We start from the raw sequence: 16478 nt of genomic DNA on the forward strand, positions 1-16478 counted from the left end.
CACGATTAGGAAGTTGGAAAAACGGCTCGCAGTCGTTCGCTCAAGGTTTCTGGACGATACGCTCCAGAGCAGCCACCTGTTTGGCCATGTCCTGATCGCTGTCGGCAAAACGCTGCGCAATCGCCTGGAACTGTTCGACATGGGCCAGGAAGGCATCGCAGATGTCCGGATCGAAATGTGAGCCGCGCCCCTGCCGGATGATCTCGACGGCCTCCTCATGGGGCATGCCCAATTTGTACACCCGTCGGCTGATCAGGGCGTCATAGACATCCGCCACCGCCATCAGCCGGGCGCTGATAGGAATATCGTCGCCTGCCAATGCTTGGGGATATCCGCTGCCGTCCCATTTCTCCTGGTGGCTGTAGGCAATCTCTTTGGCCAGGCAGAGGAAATCCACTTGGACGCCGAGCTGATCCTCGGCGCGCTGGATGGCATCGCGCCCCAACGTGGTGTGGGTTTTCATGATCTCGAATTCCTCCGGGGTGAAGCGTCCCGGCTTGAGGAGGATATGGTCAGGAATGCCGATCTTGCCGATGTCGTGCAACGGCGCCGACTTGAACAACAGGCGGATCGTTTCGTCGTTGAGAAAATGCCTGAAGCGAGGATGGTCGCGCAGCTGCTCGGCCAGGACCCTCACGTAGTGCTGGGTCCGTCGAATATGGTTGCCGGTCTCATTATCACGGGTCTCTGCCAGTGAGGCCATGGCCTGGATGGTCACGTCCTGGATGGCCACGACCTCGCGGGTACGCCGCTGCACCTCCTTCTCCAGGTAGTCATTCTGATCACGCAAAAAATCTGCCGCCGCCTTGAGCTTGAGCTGCGTATCCACCCGCGCCAACACCAACGGTGGGCTGATCGGCTTGGTGATGTAGTCGACCGCGCCCAGTTCCAAGCCATGGATCTCGTCCTCGATCGCCGCCAAAGCAGTGAGGAAAATGATGGGAATGTCACAGGTCCGCGGATCATGCTTGAGCTGGTCCGCCACTTCATGGCCGGACAGCCCGGGCATCATCACATCCAGCAGGATCAAGTCCGGTAGCGAATCGCCCTGGAGCACTCGCAGGGCTTTCTCGCCACTGTTCGCGGCCTTGACCCGATAGCGGTCCTTGAGCAGGTCCGTCATCAACATCAAATTATCCGGCGTGTCGTCGACCACCAGGATGGTGGCGTGGGGATAGTGGCTATGTTCGGCGCTCATGGCTCGCGGCTCCCTTGCCAGAGATGTGGCGTCCCTAGGGAAAGTTATTTTTGTCCCCTCAATGGCCGTGAGCTTAGCTGCACTTCTGCGAGACTGCCGCCGATTCACCGGTCCAGCGCCCACTGCCTGCCGGTTGCAGAGGACGCTATCCGTTCAGTATCAGCGACAGGTCCGGATACCTGGCGCACATGAAATCGACAAAGGCCCGCACCTTCGGCGCAGCCAGTCGCCGGGACGTGTGCAGGACCCAGAGTTCGGCTTCCTTGCCCGTTACCGTGCCCCACTGGACCAACTCGCCACTGGCCAACGGGTTCCAGGCGATCGACTGTGGGAGAAGGGCCGCCCCACCACCGGCGATAGCTGCATCGCGGATCATCAGGAACGAAGAGAAGCGCAGCCTGGGGATCGGCTCCAGGACCAGGTGGCCGCCATCGAGTGTCCAATGGGCAGGCTCGAAACTCGAAACCACAATGCCGGGAACCGAACGGAGGGCGCCGGGCGCAGGCTTGGGTACTTCAGGCGCAGCCACGACCACCAGCCGGTCCTTGGCGAAGCAGCGGCCGACCAGATCGCTGTCCGGGCTCGGGTTGATCCGGATGGCGACATCAAATTGCTCCTCGACGAGATCAACCAAACGGTCCTCGGCAATGGCCTCGATCGTGACGTCAGGATAGGCCGCGCAAAACTCGGCGCCGATGCGTCCCATCGCGAGCTGCGAGAACAGGACCGGGGCAGCGACACGCAAGCGTCCGCGCGGCGTCGATACACCCTCCTTCGCCGCCGCCATGGCTTCCGCCACCTCGGCCAATGGCCCCTCGGCCCGGGCCAGCAACAGCGCGCCGGCCTCGGTGAGCTTCAAGCCGCGGGCGCTGCGCTCGATCAGCCGGACACCCAATTGTTCCTCAAGGTCGGCGATACGACGCGACAAGGTGGCCTTGGATATGCCGCTGGCACGGCTGGCCTTGCCCAACCCTTCATTCGTGGCAACGAGGGTGAAATCGGTCAACGCGTTCAGGTTCATGGTGTTCCACTTATGCAACGGAGTGTCTACATCCTGGCGTCTTTGTTTTACTCCTGCAACACCATATCGTTTGTCCATCGCAGCGGACCGACAAGGCCGTAGCGAACTTTTCTGGCTTCCCCACCCTTCGCAGGAGATTCAAAATGAGCATTCTCGTTACCGGCGCCACGGGCACCCTCGGATCACTCATCGTTCAACGCCTCGCCGGCGCAGGCGCCGAGGTCAAAGCCCTCGTGCGCCAGCCCGGCAAAGGCACGTTCCCGGCGGGCGTCGCTGAAGTCGTGGCCGACCTCACCGACGTCCCTTCGTTGCGCAATGCCCTGGCGTCGGCACGGACGCTGTTCCTGCTCAACGCCGTGACCCCCGACGAGGTGACGCAAGCCCTCATCACCTTGAACCTCGCTCGCGAAGCCGGCATCGAGCGCATCGTCTACCTGTCGGTGATCCATGCCGACAAGTTCACCCAGGTACCGCACTTCACTGGCAAGCACACGGTCGAGCGCATGATCGAAAACCTCGACATCCCAGCGACCATCCTGCGCCCGGCCTACTTCATGCAAAACGAATCGATGGTCCAGCAGACGATCCGGGACTACTCGGTGTACCCGATGCCGATCGGCTCGGTGGGCGTGTCGATGATCGATGCCCGCGACATCGCCGACATCGCCGTCGCCGAGCTGCTGCGCCGCGACAGGGCGCCTTCGGCCCTGGAACGGGTCACCCTGGACCTGGTCGGCCCGCAAGTACTGACTGGTGCCGCCGTGGCGAAAATCTGGAGTGCCGCCCTGGGTCGCGAGGTCGCCTATGGCGGTGACGATGTGGCCGCCTTCGAAGCGCAATTGGCGGCGTACGGTCCCGCTTGGCTGGCTTATGACATGCGCCTGATGATGGCTGGCATCCAGACGTTTGGCATGCAGGCGGCCGAAGGAACCGTGGAACGGTTACAGGCGATCCTTGGACGCCCGTTGCGCACCTATGAAGACTTCGTTCGCGAGGCCGTCGCCGGGGTTTGAACAGCGCAGGGCACTACTTCCCGATCGCCACCCGCGAATCGAACAGCCGTTGCGCGACTGGAGGCAGTGCCCGACCACGCCGCGATATCAACCCCAGGATCCTGGGTTGTCGCTGCTGACAGGCGCGATCACCCTGTTCACTTGAGAGCAGACTAAGCCAACTGGCGAATCCCTAGAGACAGAATCAAACCACCGCACAGTCGATCAATTGCTTTTCTTCTCCCTTGATAGGCGCACGCAATCCTGGGCTGGGAAAGAGCAATGGCGACCATTCCATACCAGGCCATTGAAACCACCACGACCACGGCCAGCATCGACAAAAACGTGCCTGGCGACACGTGGGCGGGCGCCGCGGCTGAGAAAACAGCGGCATAAAACGCCATGGACTTGGGGTTGCCGATATTGGTCACCACACCTTGGATAAAGGACTGGCGGCAACTACCGGCGAGGGCATCGCTTAGCAGGCCAGGCGCATGCTTGCCCGCATTGATCAGCAGGCGCAGCCCGAACCACATCAGGTAGGCTGCCCCCAGGACCTTTATCAACAGCCCAGCCCAGGGGAGTGCAGCGAATACAACCCCGAGGCCCGCAATCGCGCAGGAAGACCAGAACAGATTGACCAGCACGATTCCCCCGACCAGGGCCAGCGCTTCAGGCCGTGTAGCAGCCACCGCCTTATGGACTACCGCGACAAAATTCGGCCCAGGAATCACCACACCGGCCAGGTAGACCAAAAAAACTGTCAAGACAGCGGAACCGTCGATCATGTGCGTCCTCGCGAACTCTGTAGGCGGTGGTCGTTATCCAAAATGCCGTATGGCTGCCCTGTGCACGGGGCAACGCCACTATTCCTCGGCAGGCCTCATATGAAAAATCGTATAGGGCAGGATCAACGTATCGGCGACGATACTGAAAGGCAGGTCAATGATTGCAAACGGTGCCAGCGCGCGTGAGTAAACGTCGTTGTCGTTCGTCGCGCCCTTGATGATCTCGATATCGGTGGCCGCACCGCAGTATGGCTGGCGGCCGCAGAGTTGCCCCATGCCAAAGGTTTCGTTGGCCGTCGCACAGCCTGCCAGCAGCGCCATGATCAAAGTCATTATTACGATCCGCATGACGCTCGCTCTCCCTGAAAGGCTGGACTGTAGCACCGATGGCGGGCGACCTATAGGGCATGTTGGAAGACTGAAGCGGCGACGCCAGGTTCTCCTGTAGGATGCTCACCCTGTCAATCAGTCGCGAATGTGAACAATGGAACTGCACTCGATTCTCGCCTTTACCCTGGTCGCGGCCATCGCTATCGCCAGTCCTGGACCGGCCACCTTGATGGCGATCAATAACAGCCTGGCCTACGGCCCGCGCTACGCGGTGTGGTCATCGGTGGGCAACGCCAGCGGGCTGTTCTGCCTGTCGGCCGCCGCCATGCTGGGCCTCGGCGCGTTGCTCGCCAGCTCCGAATGGCTGTTCAATGCGGTGAAAGTCCTGGGGGCCGGTTATCTGTTCTACCTGGGTGCCAAGCAGTTGTTCAAGAAGAGCCCGATACTCGCGCCGGATATGCAAGTGGACGGTACGACCCGCAAGCCATCGCGTTCAAAACTGTACAAGTCGGCGTTCCTGACGGCCATCACCAACCCAAAGGCGACGATGTTCTTCACCGCCCTGTTCCCGCAATTCATCGACCAGAGCGCCGCGCTGCTGCCGCAGTTCCTGATTCTGACATCGATATTCGCCGGCTTGTCGCTGGTGTCCTTGAGCCTGTATGCAGCCATTGCCGCCCAGGCCAAAGGCGTGCTGAAACGACCCGAGTTTTCCGTGTGGATCAGCCGGCTCGTTGGCTCTACCTTCATCGGCTTCGGTGCGGCGATCCTGGCGATGCGTCGGCCAGCCGCTTAGGAGGCGGCTTGCTGCGCGAAATCCATGTGACTGGACCATCGTCATCGCGAGCAAGCTCGCTCCCACAGGGGATTTGGGACCGGGCACAAGATTTATGTGCACTGAGTATCCAATGTGGGAGATTCTATGGTTGAGGGGAAGCCCTCAAGCCGCTTTTGGTTGGTATTCGCTTTGCCCTTTCAGCAGAGCGAATACGATCCGAGCAAGCTTGCGTGCCAGTATCACTAGCGCCTGGGTGGTAGCGAAGCCTTGAGCTCTTAGTTTTTCATAAAAGCCTTTCCAGGCAGGCGTACGGCTAGCCGACATGGCTGCGTTGTGCAAAAGCCGACGAACTTCCGGATCGCCTCGTTTGCTCAAGCTTCGGCGGTCGTCTTTTTGTCCTGATTGGGACACTCGCAAATCCATCCCCAAGAAGGCAATGAAGGCGTCTGCGTTTTTGAAGTCGCCCCGCTGAAACGCCGTAAGTAAGCGGGCTCCGGTCAGAAATCCGATGCCCTCGACCTTCAGGCAATGGTTCAGTTGACCTAGCAAACCAGCATTTTTCAGATGATCCTTGATCGTCTTCTCGATCAATGTCTCAAGCCTCTGCATGGCGGCGATTTGCTCGGCGAAAGCGGTCTTGAGCAGCGGCTCATTGGCCCAGCTTTGTACCAGGGCGACTCGAGCCTGAACCAACGCAGCGCGACGGCGGAAAAGGCTTAGAAGCTGGCGATACAACGGAGATGGCGGCGCCCATGGATGAAGCTCATGCCCTTCGTTCTTCAGGTAACGAGCCAGCAGCTTGGCGTCCAGCGCGTCGGTTTTGGCGCGTACTTTTACGCCTTTGCGGTAATGGTGAAGTTCATAACCGCCCACCATATAGATCGTGCAACCGGCCTCATAGGCCAGATCAGCAAAATCCAAGTGATAGATATTGGTCGACTCAATGGCGACATCGACGGGCCCCGGCAGTACTTTCAACCACCTTTTGATGGCCGCCTTGTCGTTGGGAATCGCTTCCAACACATCAAGCTCTGCGTGATAGATCACCAGCTCGTTCTTGGCGACATCCACGCCCACGATCGGCTTTGTGACAGAAACCGGCATTGCCATTGAAAATCCTCCGGGCTAAGGTTTGAACACTTGAAGGGGTCACCCAGAGGCGCAGGCTTGTCTCTATCGTCGATCCAGGCCGAAGCATTCTTTATCGGCGCTTGGGTGAAAGGAGGAGGGGCGAAATCTCCCACGGTCTGTACTGCGCGAACAGTCAGAATCGAGCCTTGTCCCTCCTCCTCCCTTCAAGTCCTACCATACAAGCGAGCTTGCTCGCGATGAGGCCGGCCCATCCAACATCACCGCAAACTGACACGCCGCCTTCGCGAGCAGGCTCGCTCCCACAGGGATTGGGGGCCGGATATAAGATTTGTGTTCACTGAGTATCCAATGTGGGAGCGAGCTTGCTCGCGATGAGGCCATCCCATCCAACATTACCGCAAACTGACACACCGCCTTCGCGAGCAGGCTCGCTCCCACAGGGGATTTGGGGCCGGGCACAAGATTTGTGTTCACTGAGTATCCAATGTGGGAGCGAGCTTGCTCGCGATGAGGCCATCCCATCCAACATCACCGCAAACTGACACACCGCCTTCGCGAGTTCAGGCTCGCTCCCACAGGGATTTGGGGCCGGGCACAAGATTTGTGTTCACTGAGTATCCAATGTGGGAGCGAGCTTGCTCGCGATGAGGCCGGCCCATCCAACATCACCGCAAACTGACACACCGCCTTCGTTGCGCCGAGGGATCTAAACCTCAAGCACCAACGGCTCGCTCCCTTGGGCCGGCACGGCGCAGCAGATCAGCACTTCACCTTCGCCCACCGGTTCGGCCGGCTGGCTCAGGTAATGCACCTGGCCGCGGCTCAAGCGGGTTTTGCAGGTGCCGCAGGAACCGCCGCGGCAACTGAACTCCGGAGTCAGGCCGCGCGCTTCGGCCAGCTCCAGCAGCGTTCCACTGCCAGGCTCCCAACGAGCTTCCTTGCCGGAACTGGCGAACAAGACCTTCACCGCCTCGCTCGCGGCCGGTACTTGCTGGGGCGCCGGGACACTGACTTCGATATCCCGCACAAGGGTGGAAGGCCCGAAGGTTTCCGCATGGATGCGGTCGTCAGGAATGCGCAATTTACGCAGCCCGTCATACAGCGCCTGGGTAAAGCTGCCTGGCCCGCACAGGTAGAAATCGTAGTCATTGAGCGGCAGCAGCCGCTTGAGCAGTTCCACATCGATCCGCCCTGCCAGATCGTAGCCTTCACCTGCCCCCGCCTCGGTGGGCGGTTGGCTGACCATGCGCAGTACCTGAAGCTTATCGCCAGCACGGGCGGCCAGCTCGTCGATCTCTTCACGGAACGCCAGGTCGGCCACCGAGCGGGCGCTTTGCACCAGCCAGACCGGGCGCATGCGGCTGATGCGTCGCCCCTGGTAAACCACCTCGCGCAACATCGACAACAGTGGCGTGATGCCCACCCCCGCGGCCAGCAATACCAACGGACGGCGCTCGGTGGGCTGGACCGTGAAGTGCCCCTGGGGCGCCCGCGCTTCGATCTCATGCAGCGCCCGCACGTGTTCATGCAGATGGGAAGACACCGATCCATCGCGCTTGACGCTGATGCGCAGGAAATCATCCGACGGTGCGCTTGAGACGCTATAGGTCCGGATCGACGGGGCTTTGTGCCCCTCCAACAGAATTCGCACCGGCACATGTTGCCCGGCTTCAAACCGGGGCAACCCCAAGCCATCGCTCGCCTGTAGGTAGAACGAGCGAATGTCTGGGCTCTCGTCCACCACCCGCTCAACCTGCAACGAACGCCAACGGCTGCGCAGCGCCTCGGCCTGCAAGCGCTCGGCGGCCTGCTCCCAACTGCCGGTCATCAATGAATTGGGCGAGTCGCCCTCGTCCTGGTCCTTCCAACGCAGCGCGATGGCGGCCGGGCGATGGACGATGCGCTGCGGCGTGAAGCGCAGCAGCCGCTCGGCGCCCTGGAAGGCACTGATCTCGGGATCGTCCAGCAGCACTTGCGCCGAACCGCTCATTTGCAGCAGATCGCCGGTCTGGAAATCGACGAACACCAGCCCGGCCCGAGGGTTGAGCAGGATATTGCCCAGGGTGTTGAAGAACAGATTGCCGGAAAAGTCCGGGATGGTCAGCGATCCGTCTTCGTCCATGCGCACGAAGCCCGGCTTGCCGCCGCGATGAGAGGCATCGACCTGCCGTTCGCCGTCACGCACCACATAGGTGGCGATATAAAACGAATCGGCCGCCGTCACCAGGCGCCGCACCAGCGGGTCCGAGACGGTCAATTGACGCGGCGCAACAGCCTGCGCATCGACAAAATGGTACTGGCGCAGATTGATGTAGCGAGGGCAGTTGCCGTAGGCCTGGCTCACGGCAATCTCTAGCCCTGGGGCAAGCTGACGGCGCACGACGCCGTTCATGCGATTACGTCGCCGAGTGTGCAATTCGATCCCCAGCATGCCGATGGCATCACCCTCGCCCATGCCTTCCTGGGCCGGGTCGTTCGGCTCGGGCTCGAGGTTGATGTGCAGGGTCTGCGGATCGGGCGAGTTCATGAAGCCCGGTTGTCCTGCGCGCAGGGTTGCCCAGACATCGCCTTGGCGATCCACCGCACCCAGCACCACGAACGGCAACTGGGCGTAGAACGCCCGGTGCTGGTCCGGCATCCATGTGCGGGCCAGTTGCCGTTGGCCGACACTGGCCATCATGTCGACGGCCCCGACGGCGCGCTGCAGGGTCAGCTCGCCTTCGTGCCAGGGCGAGGTTTTGGCTTTCACGACTTCGTCCATCAGCGACTCCTCGCACCCGCAGCATGAATGCCTGCGCCAGTGCGCTATGGTTAAGGACTCTCCGCCAGCTTCTGCACGGGCGTGCAAGTGGCTGGCGTCATCTTCTGCCCAAAGCGGCTGCGCAGGAATACGCACAAACTGCAATCCACCGTTTCATAAAATGGAAGGATGGGCTCAGGTCCTGACACGGGCGAAATGCTTGGTCAATTCGAGCAGGGTCACCCGCAACTCCGGAGGTCGCACGGGCTTGGCCAGGATTGAAATGTTCATGTGGTGCAGCGAATGACGAATTCTTTCGATGTCATGGCCGGTCATGATCATGGCGGGGACTTCCCAGCCCCGTTGCTCGCGAATTGCAGCGATGCATTCGGAACCGGAGACCTTCGTACCCAGGTCGAAGTCGGCAATGATGATGTCGCAGTCACTGGTCACCCCGACCCCATCGCTGTGAGTTTCCACTTCACAGCCCCATTTTTCCAGTAGCGCTGACGTTGCCATCAGCACGTTGGCGTCGTCCTCCACCAGGCACACCCGCAAACCTTGCAAACGGCCTTGCGTGGGCACCGGCCTGTGCGCCACAACCCTTGGCGCGACCCTTTCCAGCCCCTGGATCATCGCGCGCGTCCCCTTGCCCAGGCGGGAGTCCAACCGGATCTCCAGGTTGATCAACTGGCTGATTCGCTTGACGATGGACAACCCCAGGCCCAGCCCTTCGACGTCCTTGTCCCGGACGTGGCGTACCCGATAAAACTCCTTGAACACCTCGGGCAGATGCTCGGCGGCAATGCCCCGGCCCTTGTCGTAAATGACAATGGCCAAGCCACGGCCTTTCGGACGCACGCCGATCAACACCGGTTGGCCGGGGGCGTATTTGAGGGTATTGGAGATCAGGTTCTGCACCATGGTCGCCAACAGCCCGGCGTTGACATTGACCCAGTGCCGACAAGGCCGCAGGCGCAACTCGACACCGGCCCAGCGGGCGGCTTCGGTGTTTTGCTTGACTACGTCCTGGAGCAACGTGCCCAGGTGCACGGGTTCGGCCTGCGGTTCAAGTTGGCCGTTATCGAGGGTGTAGATGTCCAGGATCGAACGAAACAGCTGCGACACGATGTGCAACGAACGGTCGATATTGTCCACCAGTCGCAACTCTTCCTGCCCCAGCCGGGCATCGCGCAGGCAAGCGGTAAACAAACCGATCGAGTGAATCGGCTGGCGCAAGTCATGGCTGGCCTGGGCCAGGAAGCGGGATTTTTCCTGGTTCGCGGCAATTGCCTCTTCCGAAGCGATGCGGGTACGGGTCAGCAGGATATGCGCGTAGGCAGGCACCACGATGGTGGTGACGATCAGCATCAGGAACAGGTAGGGCTGGCCACGCCAGAACGGCGTGAGCAGGAAAATCACCACCAGGGTCGACAGCGCGATAGCGGTCGCCAGCGCCAGGTAGCGCGAGCCGAAACGCATGCCATTGCCCAACGTGACCCAGAGCAATGCAGCGTACACCGGTAGCAGACCCTCCCCACCCACGATCAAGGCGAAGGCGAGGCTTGCATAATCCAGGGTCATCGCAAAAAGACGACGCAGGAAGAAGTGCCCGGGCCAACGCTTGATCGCCATCCGCAGCGGGACCGCGGCGCCAAAGAAAAAGGCCATGTACCACAGGATCGGTACATACGTTTCGAAATCACTGGCCAGACAGGCCACCACAATGATGTAGAGCGCCGTACAGGCACCGACCGTCAATCTCAGCGTCGCTTGATCAAGCTCGCTATTCTTTTCCGTCATAACCACAGGATTATTCCACACGAAAGGTTGTTTCAAACTTGAAACCCGAGGGAGCAGTTTAGGTTACGATGCGCAAACTTGAACTCAGAAGGATCTGAAGCATGACCTGCCGAGTTATTGTGGCCGATGACCATCCTTTGTTTCGTGAAGGTATGTTGAGAACCATCGAACGGCTTCTGCCGACGGCCACCATAGAACAAGCTGGTAATCTGGACGAAGTGCTGGCTCTGGCGCGGTCCGGCATCGAAGTGGACTCCCTGGTGCTGGATTTGCGCTTCCCCGGTATTAAATCGCTGCAGGTCATAAGCCAGTTGCGTCATGAATTCAAACGCACCTCGATCATTGTGGTTTCGATGGTGGATGACAGGGATGTTATTTCCCAGGTAATGGCGCTGGGTGCCGACGGTTTCATCGGTAAGAATATCGACCCCGCCGATATCGCCGACGCCATCATGGCAATTCGCGAAGGCGAAGTAGTGGTCAAGTATCAGGCGGAAAACGCCATCTTGGATGATGCACTTTCGCAACTGACCGCTCGTCAGCGACAAGTGCTTGGTTTGATCGCCGCCGGCAAGACCAACAAGGAAATAGCCCGGGCGCTGGGCATTTCCCCCTTCACGGTACGCATCCATGTCTCAAGCCTGCTCAAATCCCTGGGTGTTCCCACACGTTCAGCGGCTGCGGCGCAATTTCCCAACGTTCCAGGCGATGGCGGATGGTTGGGCAAACCGCAGACGTGAAGGTATGACGTTGTGAATAATCATTGAGCGTTATCCCCCCTGTCCGCCGCCAAGGCCATAGCACACTTGTACTATAGCTTCGCTCCGTACTCTCCCCCTAAGCTGAAGACGCTCTGAAAAAAAGCGGCTCGAACAGCCAAACATAAAACAAAACCAACGCGCCATACCTACGCCGTGCCGTATCACTGTGCCTATTGAAAAGTTACGGCGTGCGAAGCCCGTGGATTAAATAAATCGCTCGGCGGCGCAATGCTGGATCAACTTCACCGTCTGCCCGGTTGAAGTGGAAGGGTCCTGACATTAACTCAAGGAAAGTCATTATGTCCTTCAACTATGGAAAAACACTTGGAAATGGATTGGCACTGTGCGTGCTGGCGGGCGTACTCAACGGCTGTGCGAACACCGGTGACTTGGGTAAGTTGATGAACACCCTGAACCAGGGAACCCAGAAGTACGACGTCACCTACCTCAAGCAAACGATCATTCCGGGCAAGACGACAAAAGGCCAGATCACGCAGATGTTCGGTGCGCCGACCAATGAGGAACTCAATTCGACCAGCACCAGCAACGAGTCGAACTGGACCTATGAAAAGAATGATGAGGGCCTCGACAAGTACATGAAGCTGGCCCATAAGTACGTGTCGACTGAAACGAGCCTGAAGATGTATGAAACCTCGGCGCAACTGGCCAAGGCACAAACCGTGGCCAATGACGTCAGCAGCGCGACCGGCACGAAAACAGGCCAAAGCCAGACCCAAGGTTCGGTATTGACCATCTATTTCATCGACGATGTCGTGAAGTACTACAGGGTCTACTGACACAATGGCGCCATCCGTTGGGGACAGCGTCAGCCTGCCCCCAACTTTCACCGAGGCTAGCGGCTACGCTTGGAGGCATCAAAAGTCATGAGATGCCAAAGCCGGTGGAAAAGAACAGTGAACTCGACCAGGCCACGTTACGCCTGACCGTCAGCGCCTGTGCGCTCTTGTATATCGTCATCCTGGCCGGCCTGTATCCAGAAGACGCCGCCAGCTACGTGCCCATCATTATTTACATCGGCACGTTCATTTTCGTCTCGGTGTTCCTGCGCATGATCATCAAGCGCTGGCCAGGACACTTCTTCTGGCGACGCCTTTTCACGATGCTGCATGACTACACAGGCATCGCTTTCGCCATGGTGCTGGGAGGTGAAAGTGCACTGCCGATCTACGCAGCACTGCTCTGGGTAACCTTGGGTAATGGCATGCGCTTCGGCTCGCGCTACCTGGCGCTGGCCACCGTTATCGCGCTGTCGACCCTGGTGCTGATTTTCTGCCTTCAACCCTTCTGGCGCACCCAGCCCTACATGTTCCTCATGCTGATCGTCACTACCATCGTGGTGCCAGCCTATGCACACATTCTGCTCAAGCGCACACGCATTGCCTCCGAGGAAGCGCTTTTGGCCAACCAGGAGAAGTCGCGATTCCTCGCCCAGGCCAGCCACGACCTGCGCCAACCGATCCACTCCATCGGCCTGTTCACCGCCTGCCTGCGTGACGCCAGGCTGGGCATGGAAGAACTGCGGCTGGTGGACAATATCGACCGCTCGCTGCACACCGTCTCGCAGTTGTTCCGTTCGATCCTCGATATCTACACCCTGGATCACGGCAAGCTGGTACCCCAGGCCGACACCATTCACTTGGGGGCCTTATTGCAGGACGTGGTCAAGCAGAACACCGAGGCGGCTCGCTGGGCCGGGGTCGAGCTGCGCCTGCGCGCCTGCCCTTATTGGGTCAACGTCAATCCGGGCATGCTGACCACAATGATCCAGAACCTGTTGTCCAACGCCCTCAAATACGCGCCCGGCCAACCGGTACTCATTGGCGTGCGTCGCCAGGGCAAGCGCCTGGCGGTGGTGATCTACGACAAGGGCCGCGGCATCGCCGCCGAGCATCTGCCGCAAGTGTTCAAGGAGTTCTACCGCGTGCGCCATGTACGCGATAAAGATGTCGAGGGTCTAGGCCTGGGCCTGTCCATCGTCAAGCGCATCAGCCAGATCCTCGGTGTCGATATACACATCCGCTCCAAGGTCGGCCAAGGCACCCAGGTGGCAATCAGCGGCCTGGAACTGGCGGCTCCAAGGTTCATGGAACCCAAGGTAGCGCCCGTCCAGAATCGCCTGGACGGATTGCGCGTGTGCTTGGTAGAAGACGACGCCAACGTGCTGATGGCGACGTCGGCGCTCCTGGAAAAATGGGGTTGCGAGGTTGAAACCCACAGCGACGGCGAGGGGTTGACCAGCGATTGCGACATTGTCATCGCCGATTTCGACCTGGGCACGAAAGTCTCGGGCGCCGAGTGCATTGCCGCGATACGCGAGCAGCGCGGCTGGCAAGTCCCTGCGTTGGTCATCACCGGGCATGAGATCGAGCGGATACGCCAATCGCTGCACAGCCTGAACATCTCGGTGCTGGCCAAGCCCGTGCGACCGCCGGAGCTGCGAGCGGTATTGCTCGAGCTCGTCAAACGCATGGATCGCAGGGGCGTGGACTCAGCTCACCTCAACCCACCCAGCCGATAGCCGTCTTGGGAATCACCTCGGACTCGTCGAGCTTGGACGCAAACATGCTCACCGCATCGAGGGCATCGGTGGTCCCGTTCCGGATCTGCACGATGACCGATCCGGCCTGGTCTGCCAGGGTGACGCCGCGCAAGGCGCCCTCATGGGTCACGTTCATGCTCGCGACGGCATCCCGGGTTTCGGAAAGAATCATGCCGATCATTTCGGCGATCTCCGACGTGGAGCGACTGGTGCGCCCGGCCAGTTGCCGGACCTCGTCGGCCACCACCGCGAACCCCCTCCCCTGATCGCCAGCCCGCGCCGCCTCGATGGCCGCGTTGAGGGCCAGCAGGTTGGTCTGGTCCGCAATGCCGCGAATGGTGTTGACGATGGCGGTGATCTCTTCCGAACGCGCCCCCAGTTGCCCAACCAGGCGCGCGGAGGCGCCGATGTTGTCGGCGATCTCGCGCATTTCCTTGGCGGTCTGATGGATCACCTGGGCGCCCTGTTCGGCCACCCGCTCGGTCTCGGCGGAGATGTGGTACGCCCGGGACGCGCCGCGGGAATCCTCTTCGAATTTCTCCACCCGCTCGGTGATGTCGCTGGCGAACTTCGCGATTTTGCACAACTTGCCTTCGGCGTCGTAGACCGGGTTGTAGCTGGCTTCCAGCCAGACGACTCTGCCGTTCTTGCCGAGGCGCTTGAATTGCCCGCTGAAAAACTCACCGGCGTTGAGACGACGCCAGAAATCGCTGTACTCCGAGCTGCCCACCAGGCTCGGTTCGCAAAACATCCGATGGTGCTTGCCCTTGAGTTCAGCCAATGAGTAATTCATGACATTCGTGAAGTTGTCGTTGGCGGTCAGGATGTTGCCGCCCAGGTCGAACTCGATGACTGCCATGGCCCGGTCGAGGGCCGCCAGCCGGCCACGGGTTTCGGCCTCAGCGGTCACTTTGGCAGTGACATCGAGTGCGTACTTGACTACTTTTACGACGCGGCCCTGTTCGTCCACCACCGGGTTATAGCTGGCTTCCAGCCACACGTTCTGGCCTGACGCGCTGCGGCGCTGAAACGTGCCGGAAACGAATTGCCCGGCGCGCAACTGGTTCCAGAATTCGCGGTATTCGGCGCTGCCCGCCAGCGCCGGGGTGCAGAAATCCCGATGGGACAGGCTGGTCACTTGCTCCGCACGGTAGCCCATCGTTTTCAGAAAGTTCTCGTTCGCCCGCAGCACCTTGCCGTCGGGACTGAATTCGATAACCGCCATCGATCGCTCAAGGGCGCCGACCAATCCCTTGTAGGTTGCCAATTCGGCCGTCCTAGCCGTCAGTTCGTTTTTTAGTGTTTTATTAAACATGACGTACCCTCGGTGAACCCTGAAAGTAACCGGACCTTCTATTCATATCGGCGGGTTGGCTGGGGGCTGAACGGTACGGCGTAATTATGTTTCGGCGCCAAAACCCACCGAATCCATCAACCAGCTTCTAAAGGCCTGCACTTTTGGCGAATCGGCCAGTTCATGGGGGGTGACGAAATAGAAGCCCAGGTCGGACCTCAATCGCAGGTCAAAGGGTGCAACCAGTCGTCCAGCCCTCAGGTCATCCTCGACATAGGTTGAGCGACCGATGCACACACCCAGGCCGTCCACCGCCGCCTGAACAGCCATCATGGCCAGGTCGAATGTCAGCCGGCTGCCTTCGGCCAGTTTTGTGGGTTGGCCGGCGGCGCTCAGCCACGCACTCCAGTCGCCGCTGGTCACCCCGCTGACCTGCAACAACGTGTGTTGGGCCAGGTCGCCTGGGGTCCGCAAGGCGGTCGGACCGTGCAGCAACCTGGGGCTGCACACCGGGAAGATGTCGTCGGCCATCAGCCAGTCGGCCCGCACGCCCTTCCAGTCGCCGACACCGTAACGAATGGCCGCATCGACACCGCCCTTGCGCAAATCCACCCGCTCCGTGGACGCCGTGACGTGCACATCGATAGTGGGAAACGCCTGCTGGAACGACGCCAGCCGCGGCAGCAACCATTTAGAGGCAAATGAAACCAACGTACTGATCGTCAAGACACTGTTGTTGCGGCTCTCCAGCAACATCCCAGTGCAATAGCGCAACTCATGGAAGGCCGAACGAACGCCGGGAAAATAGGCCTGGCCTTCGTTTGTCAGGGCCAAACCATCCTTGAGCCGCAAGAACAAGCGCACACCCAGCTCCTCTTCGAGCCGGCGAATTTGATGACTGATCGCTGTCTGGGTGACGTTCAGCTCTTCGGCAGCCCTGGTAAAGCTCATGTGTCGAGCTGCCGATTCGAAGGCTTTCAGGCCGTTCAAGGATGGGATTCTGTCGGCCATGATGGGAGGGCATGCTCATGAGATTTTGTCATACGCTAGCACTGAAGATGTCCTTTGAAAATGTTCCGGCTCTCACGGATTCTGGCGGCATGTCCCCCAGCCTTGAGGAA

General features: G+C 60.0%; 14 protein-coding genes and 1 pseudogene. 5 read left to right on the forward strand and 10 right to left on the reverse strand.

Going from position 1 to position 16478, the window contains the following annotated elements:
* Positions 1-40: 40 nt before the first annotated feature.
* Positions 41-1198: a two-component system response regulator gene (locus ACLH0I_RS17765; RefSeq protein ID WP_411384953.1), complete on the reverse strand. Its 1158-nt coding sequence runs from the start codon at positions 1196-1198 to the stop codon at positions 41-43.
* Positions 1199-1343: 145 nt separating this feature from the next.
* Positions 1344-2219, reverse strand: coding sequence for a LysR family transcriptional regulator (locus tag ACLH0I_RS17770; protein ID WP_411384954.1), 876 nt, complete (start codon positions 2217-2219; stop codon positions 1344-1346).
* A 143-nt stretch (positions 2220-2362) separates the two neighbouring features.
* Here ACLH0I_RS17770 and ACLH0I_RS17775 point away from each other — a divergent pair, with 143 nt between their 5' ends.
* Positions 2363-3232: an SDR family oxidoreductase gene (locus ACLH0I_RS17775; protein WP_411384955.1), complete on the forward strand. Its 870-nt coding sequence runs from the start codon at positions 2363-2365 to the stop codon at positions 3230-3232.
* Positions 3233-3384: 152 nt separating this feature from the next.
* On the opposite strand, the gene ACLH0I_RS17780 is transcribed toward ACLH0I_RS17775, so the two are convergent.
* Complete coding sequence (locus ACLH0I_RS17780; RefSeq protein WP_411384956.1) at positions 3385-3999, reverse strand: LysE family translocator; 615 nt, start codon at positions 3997-3999, stop codon at positions 3385-3387.
* Positions 4000-4077: 78 nt separating this feature from the next.
* Positions 4078-4332 carry a YceK/YidQ family lipoprotein gene (locus ACLH0I_RS17785; protein ID WP_225917585.1) on the reverse strand — a complete coding sequence of 85 codons (255 nt, stop codon included), beginning with the start codon at positions 4330-4332 and terminating at the stop codon, positions 4078-4080.
* Positions 4333-4483: 151 nt separating this feature from the next.
* Here ACLH0I_RS17785 and ACLH0I_RS17790 point away from each other — a divergent pair, with 151 nt between their 5' ends.
* Positions 4484-5125: a LysE family translocator gene (locus ACLH0I_RS17790; RefSeq protein WP_411384957.1), complete on the forward strand. Its 642-nt coding sequence runs from the start codon at positions 4484-4486 to the stop codon at positions 5123-5125.
* Positions 5126-5269: 144 nt separating this feature from the next.
* Here ACLH0I_RS17790 and ACLH0I_RS17795 read toward each other — a convergent pair whose 3' ends face one another.
* From ACLH0I_RS17795 to ACLH0I_RS17805, 3 genes are all read right to left on the reverse strand, one after another.
* Positions 5270-6217 carry an IS110 family transposase gene (locus ACLH0I_RS17795; protein WP_250966064.1) on the reverse strand — a complete coding sequence of 316 codons (948 nt, stop codon included), beginning with the start codon at positions 6215-6217 and terminating at the stop codon, positions 5270-5272.
* 688 nt (positions 6218-6905) lie between these two features.
* The gene (locus ACLH0I_RS17800; RefSeq protein WP_411384958.1) at positions 6906-8960 is read right to left on the reverse strand and encodes a pyridoxamine 5'-phosphate oxidase family protein; all 2055 of its coding nucleotides are present in this window, start codon (positions 8958-8960) and stop codon (positions 6906-6908) included.
* A gap of 174 nt (positions 8961-9134) precedes the next feature.
* On the reverse strand, positions 9135-10742 hold the full coding sequence (locus ACLH0I_RS17805) for a hybrid sensor histidine kinase/response regulator (protein ID WP_411384959.1): 1608 nt from the start codon (positions 10740-10742) through the stop codon (positions 9135-9137).
* Positions 10743-10843: 101 nt separating this feature from the next.
* Here ACLH0I_RS17805 and ACLH0I_RS17810 point away from each other — a divergent pair, with 101 nt between their 5' ends.
* The 3 genes from ACLH0I_RS17810 (at position 10844) to ACLH0I_RS17820 (ending at position 14042) form a co-directional block, all read left to right on the forward strand.
* The gene (locus tag ACLH0I_RS17810; protein ID WP_411384960.1) at positions 10844-11482 is read left to right on the forward strand and encodes a response regulator; all 639 of its coding nucleotides are present in this window, start codon (positions 10844-10846) and stop codon (positions 11480-11482) included.
* 320 nt (positions 11483-11802) lie between these two features.
* Complete coding sequence (locus ACLH0I_RS17815) at positions 11803-12300, forward strand: hypothetical protein (protein ID WP_411384961.1); 498 nt, start codon at positions 11803-11805, stop codon at positions 12298-12300.
* Between the two features lie 92 nt (positions 12301-12392).
* Positions 12393-14042: a hybrid sensor histidine kinase/response regulator gene (locus ACLH0I_RS17820; protein WP_411384962.1), complete on the forward strand. Its 1650-nt coding sequence runs from the start codon at positions 12393-12395 to the stop codon at positions 14040-14042.
* Here ACLH0I_RS17820 and ACLH0I_RS17825 read toward each other — a convergent pair.
* The 3 genes and pseudogenes from ACLH0I_RS17825 to ACLH0I_RS17835 form a co-directional block, all read right to left on the reverse strand.
* Positions 14023-14607, reverse strand: coding sequence for a methyl-accepting chemotaxis protein (locus ACLH0I_RS17825; protein WP_411387523.1), 585 nt, complete (start codon positions 14605-14607; stop codon positions 14023-14025). The two genes, ACLH0I_RS17820 and ACLH0I_RS17825, sit on opposite strands and share 20 nt — an antisense overlap.
* A 3-nt stretch (positions 14608-14610) precedes the next feature.
* Positions 14611-15378 (reverse strand): annotated as a pseudogene (locus ACLH0I_RS17830) (PAS domain-containing protein); the annotation flags it as partial.
* Between the two features lie 84 nt (positions 15379-15462).
* Positions 15463-16368 carry a transcriptional regulator GcvA gene (locus tag ACLH0I_RS17835; protein WP_411384963.1) on the reverse strand — a complete coding sequence of 302 codons (906 nt, stop codon included), beginning with the start codon at positions 16366-16368 and terminating at the stop codon, positions 15463-15465.
* Between the last annotated feature and the right edge of the window lie 110 nt (positions 16369-16478).

Source organism: Pseudomonas sp. MPB03 (assembly GCF_046605385.1).
Lineage (GTDB): Bacteria > Pseudomonadota > Gammaproteobacteria > Pseudomonadales > Pseudomonadaceae > Aquipseudomonas > Aquipseudomonas zanjanensis.

What these genes read in the sequence shown, in the direction of transcription:
- ACLH0I_RS17780 (WP_411384956.1), bottom strand. Translation starts at nt 3,999, where the DNA reads ATGATCGACGGTTCCGCTGTCTTGACAGTTTTTTTGGTCTACCTGGCC.
- ACLH0I_RS17835 (WP_411384963.1), bottom strand. Translation starts at nt 16,368, where the DNA reads ATGGCCGACAGAATCCCATCCTTGAACGGCCTGAAAGCCTTCGAATCG.
- ACLH0I_RS17790 (WP_411384957.1), top strand. Translation starts at nt 4,484, where the DNA reads ATGGAACTGCACTCGATTCTCGCCTTTACCCTGGTCGCGGCCATCGCT.
- ACLH0I_RS17815 (WP_411384961.1), top strand. Translation starts at nt 11,803, where the DNA reads ATGTCCTTCAACTATGGAAAAACACTTGGAAATGGATTGGCACTGTGC.
- ACLH0I_RS17770 (WP_411384954.1), bottom strand. Translation starts at nt 2,219, where the DNA reads ATGAACCTGAACGCGTTGACCGATTTCACCCTCGTTGCCACGAATGAA.
- ACLH0I_RS17775 (WP_411384955.1), top strand. Translation starts at nt 2,363, where the DNA reads ATGAGCATTCTCGTTACCGGCGCCACGGGCACCCTCGGATCACTCATC.
- ACLH0I_RS17820 (WP_411384962.1), top strand. Translation starts at nt 12,393, where the DNA reads ATGCCAAAGCCGGTGGAAAAGAACAGTGAACTCGACCAGGCCACGTTA.
- ACLH0I_RS17805 (WP_411384959.1), bottom strand. Translation starts at nt 10,742, where the DNA reads ATGACGGAAAAGAATAGCGAGCTTGATCAAGCGACGCTGAGATTGACG.
- ACLH0I_RS17765 (WP_411384953.1), bottom strand. Translation starts at nt 1,198, where the DNA reads ATGAGCGCCGAACATAGCCACTATCCCCACGCCACCATCCTGGTGGTC.
- ACLH0I_RS17800 (WP_411384958.1), bottom strand. Translation starts at nt 8,960, where the DNA reads ATGGACGAAGTCGTGAAAGCCAAAACCTCGCCCTGGCACGAAGGCGAG.
- ACLH0I_RS17810 (WP_411384960.1), top strand. Translation starts at nt 10,844, where the DNA reads ATGACCTGCCGAGTTATTGTGGCCGATGACCATCCTTTGTTTCGTGAA.
- ACLH0I_RS17785 (WP_225917585.1), bottom strand. Translation starts at nt 4,332, where the DNA reads ATGACTTTGATCATGGCGCTGCTGGCAGGCTGTGCGACGGCCAACGAA.
- ACLH0I_RS17795 (WP_250966064.1), bottom strand. Translation starts at nt 6,217, where the DNA reads ATGGCAATGCCGGTTTCTGTCACAAAGCCGATCGTGGGCGTGGATGTC.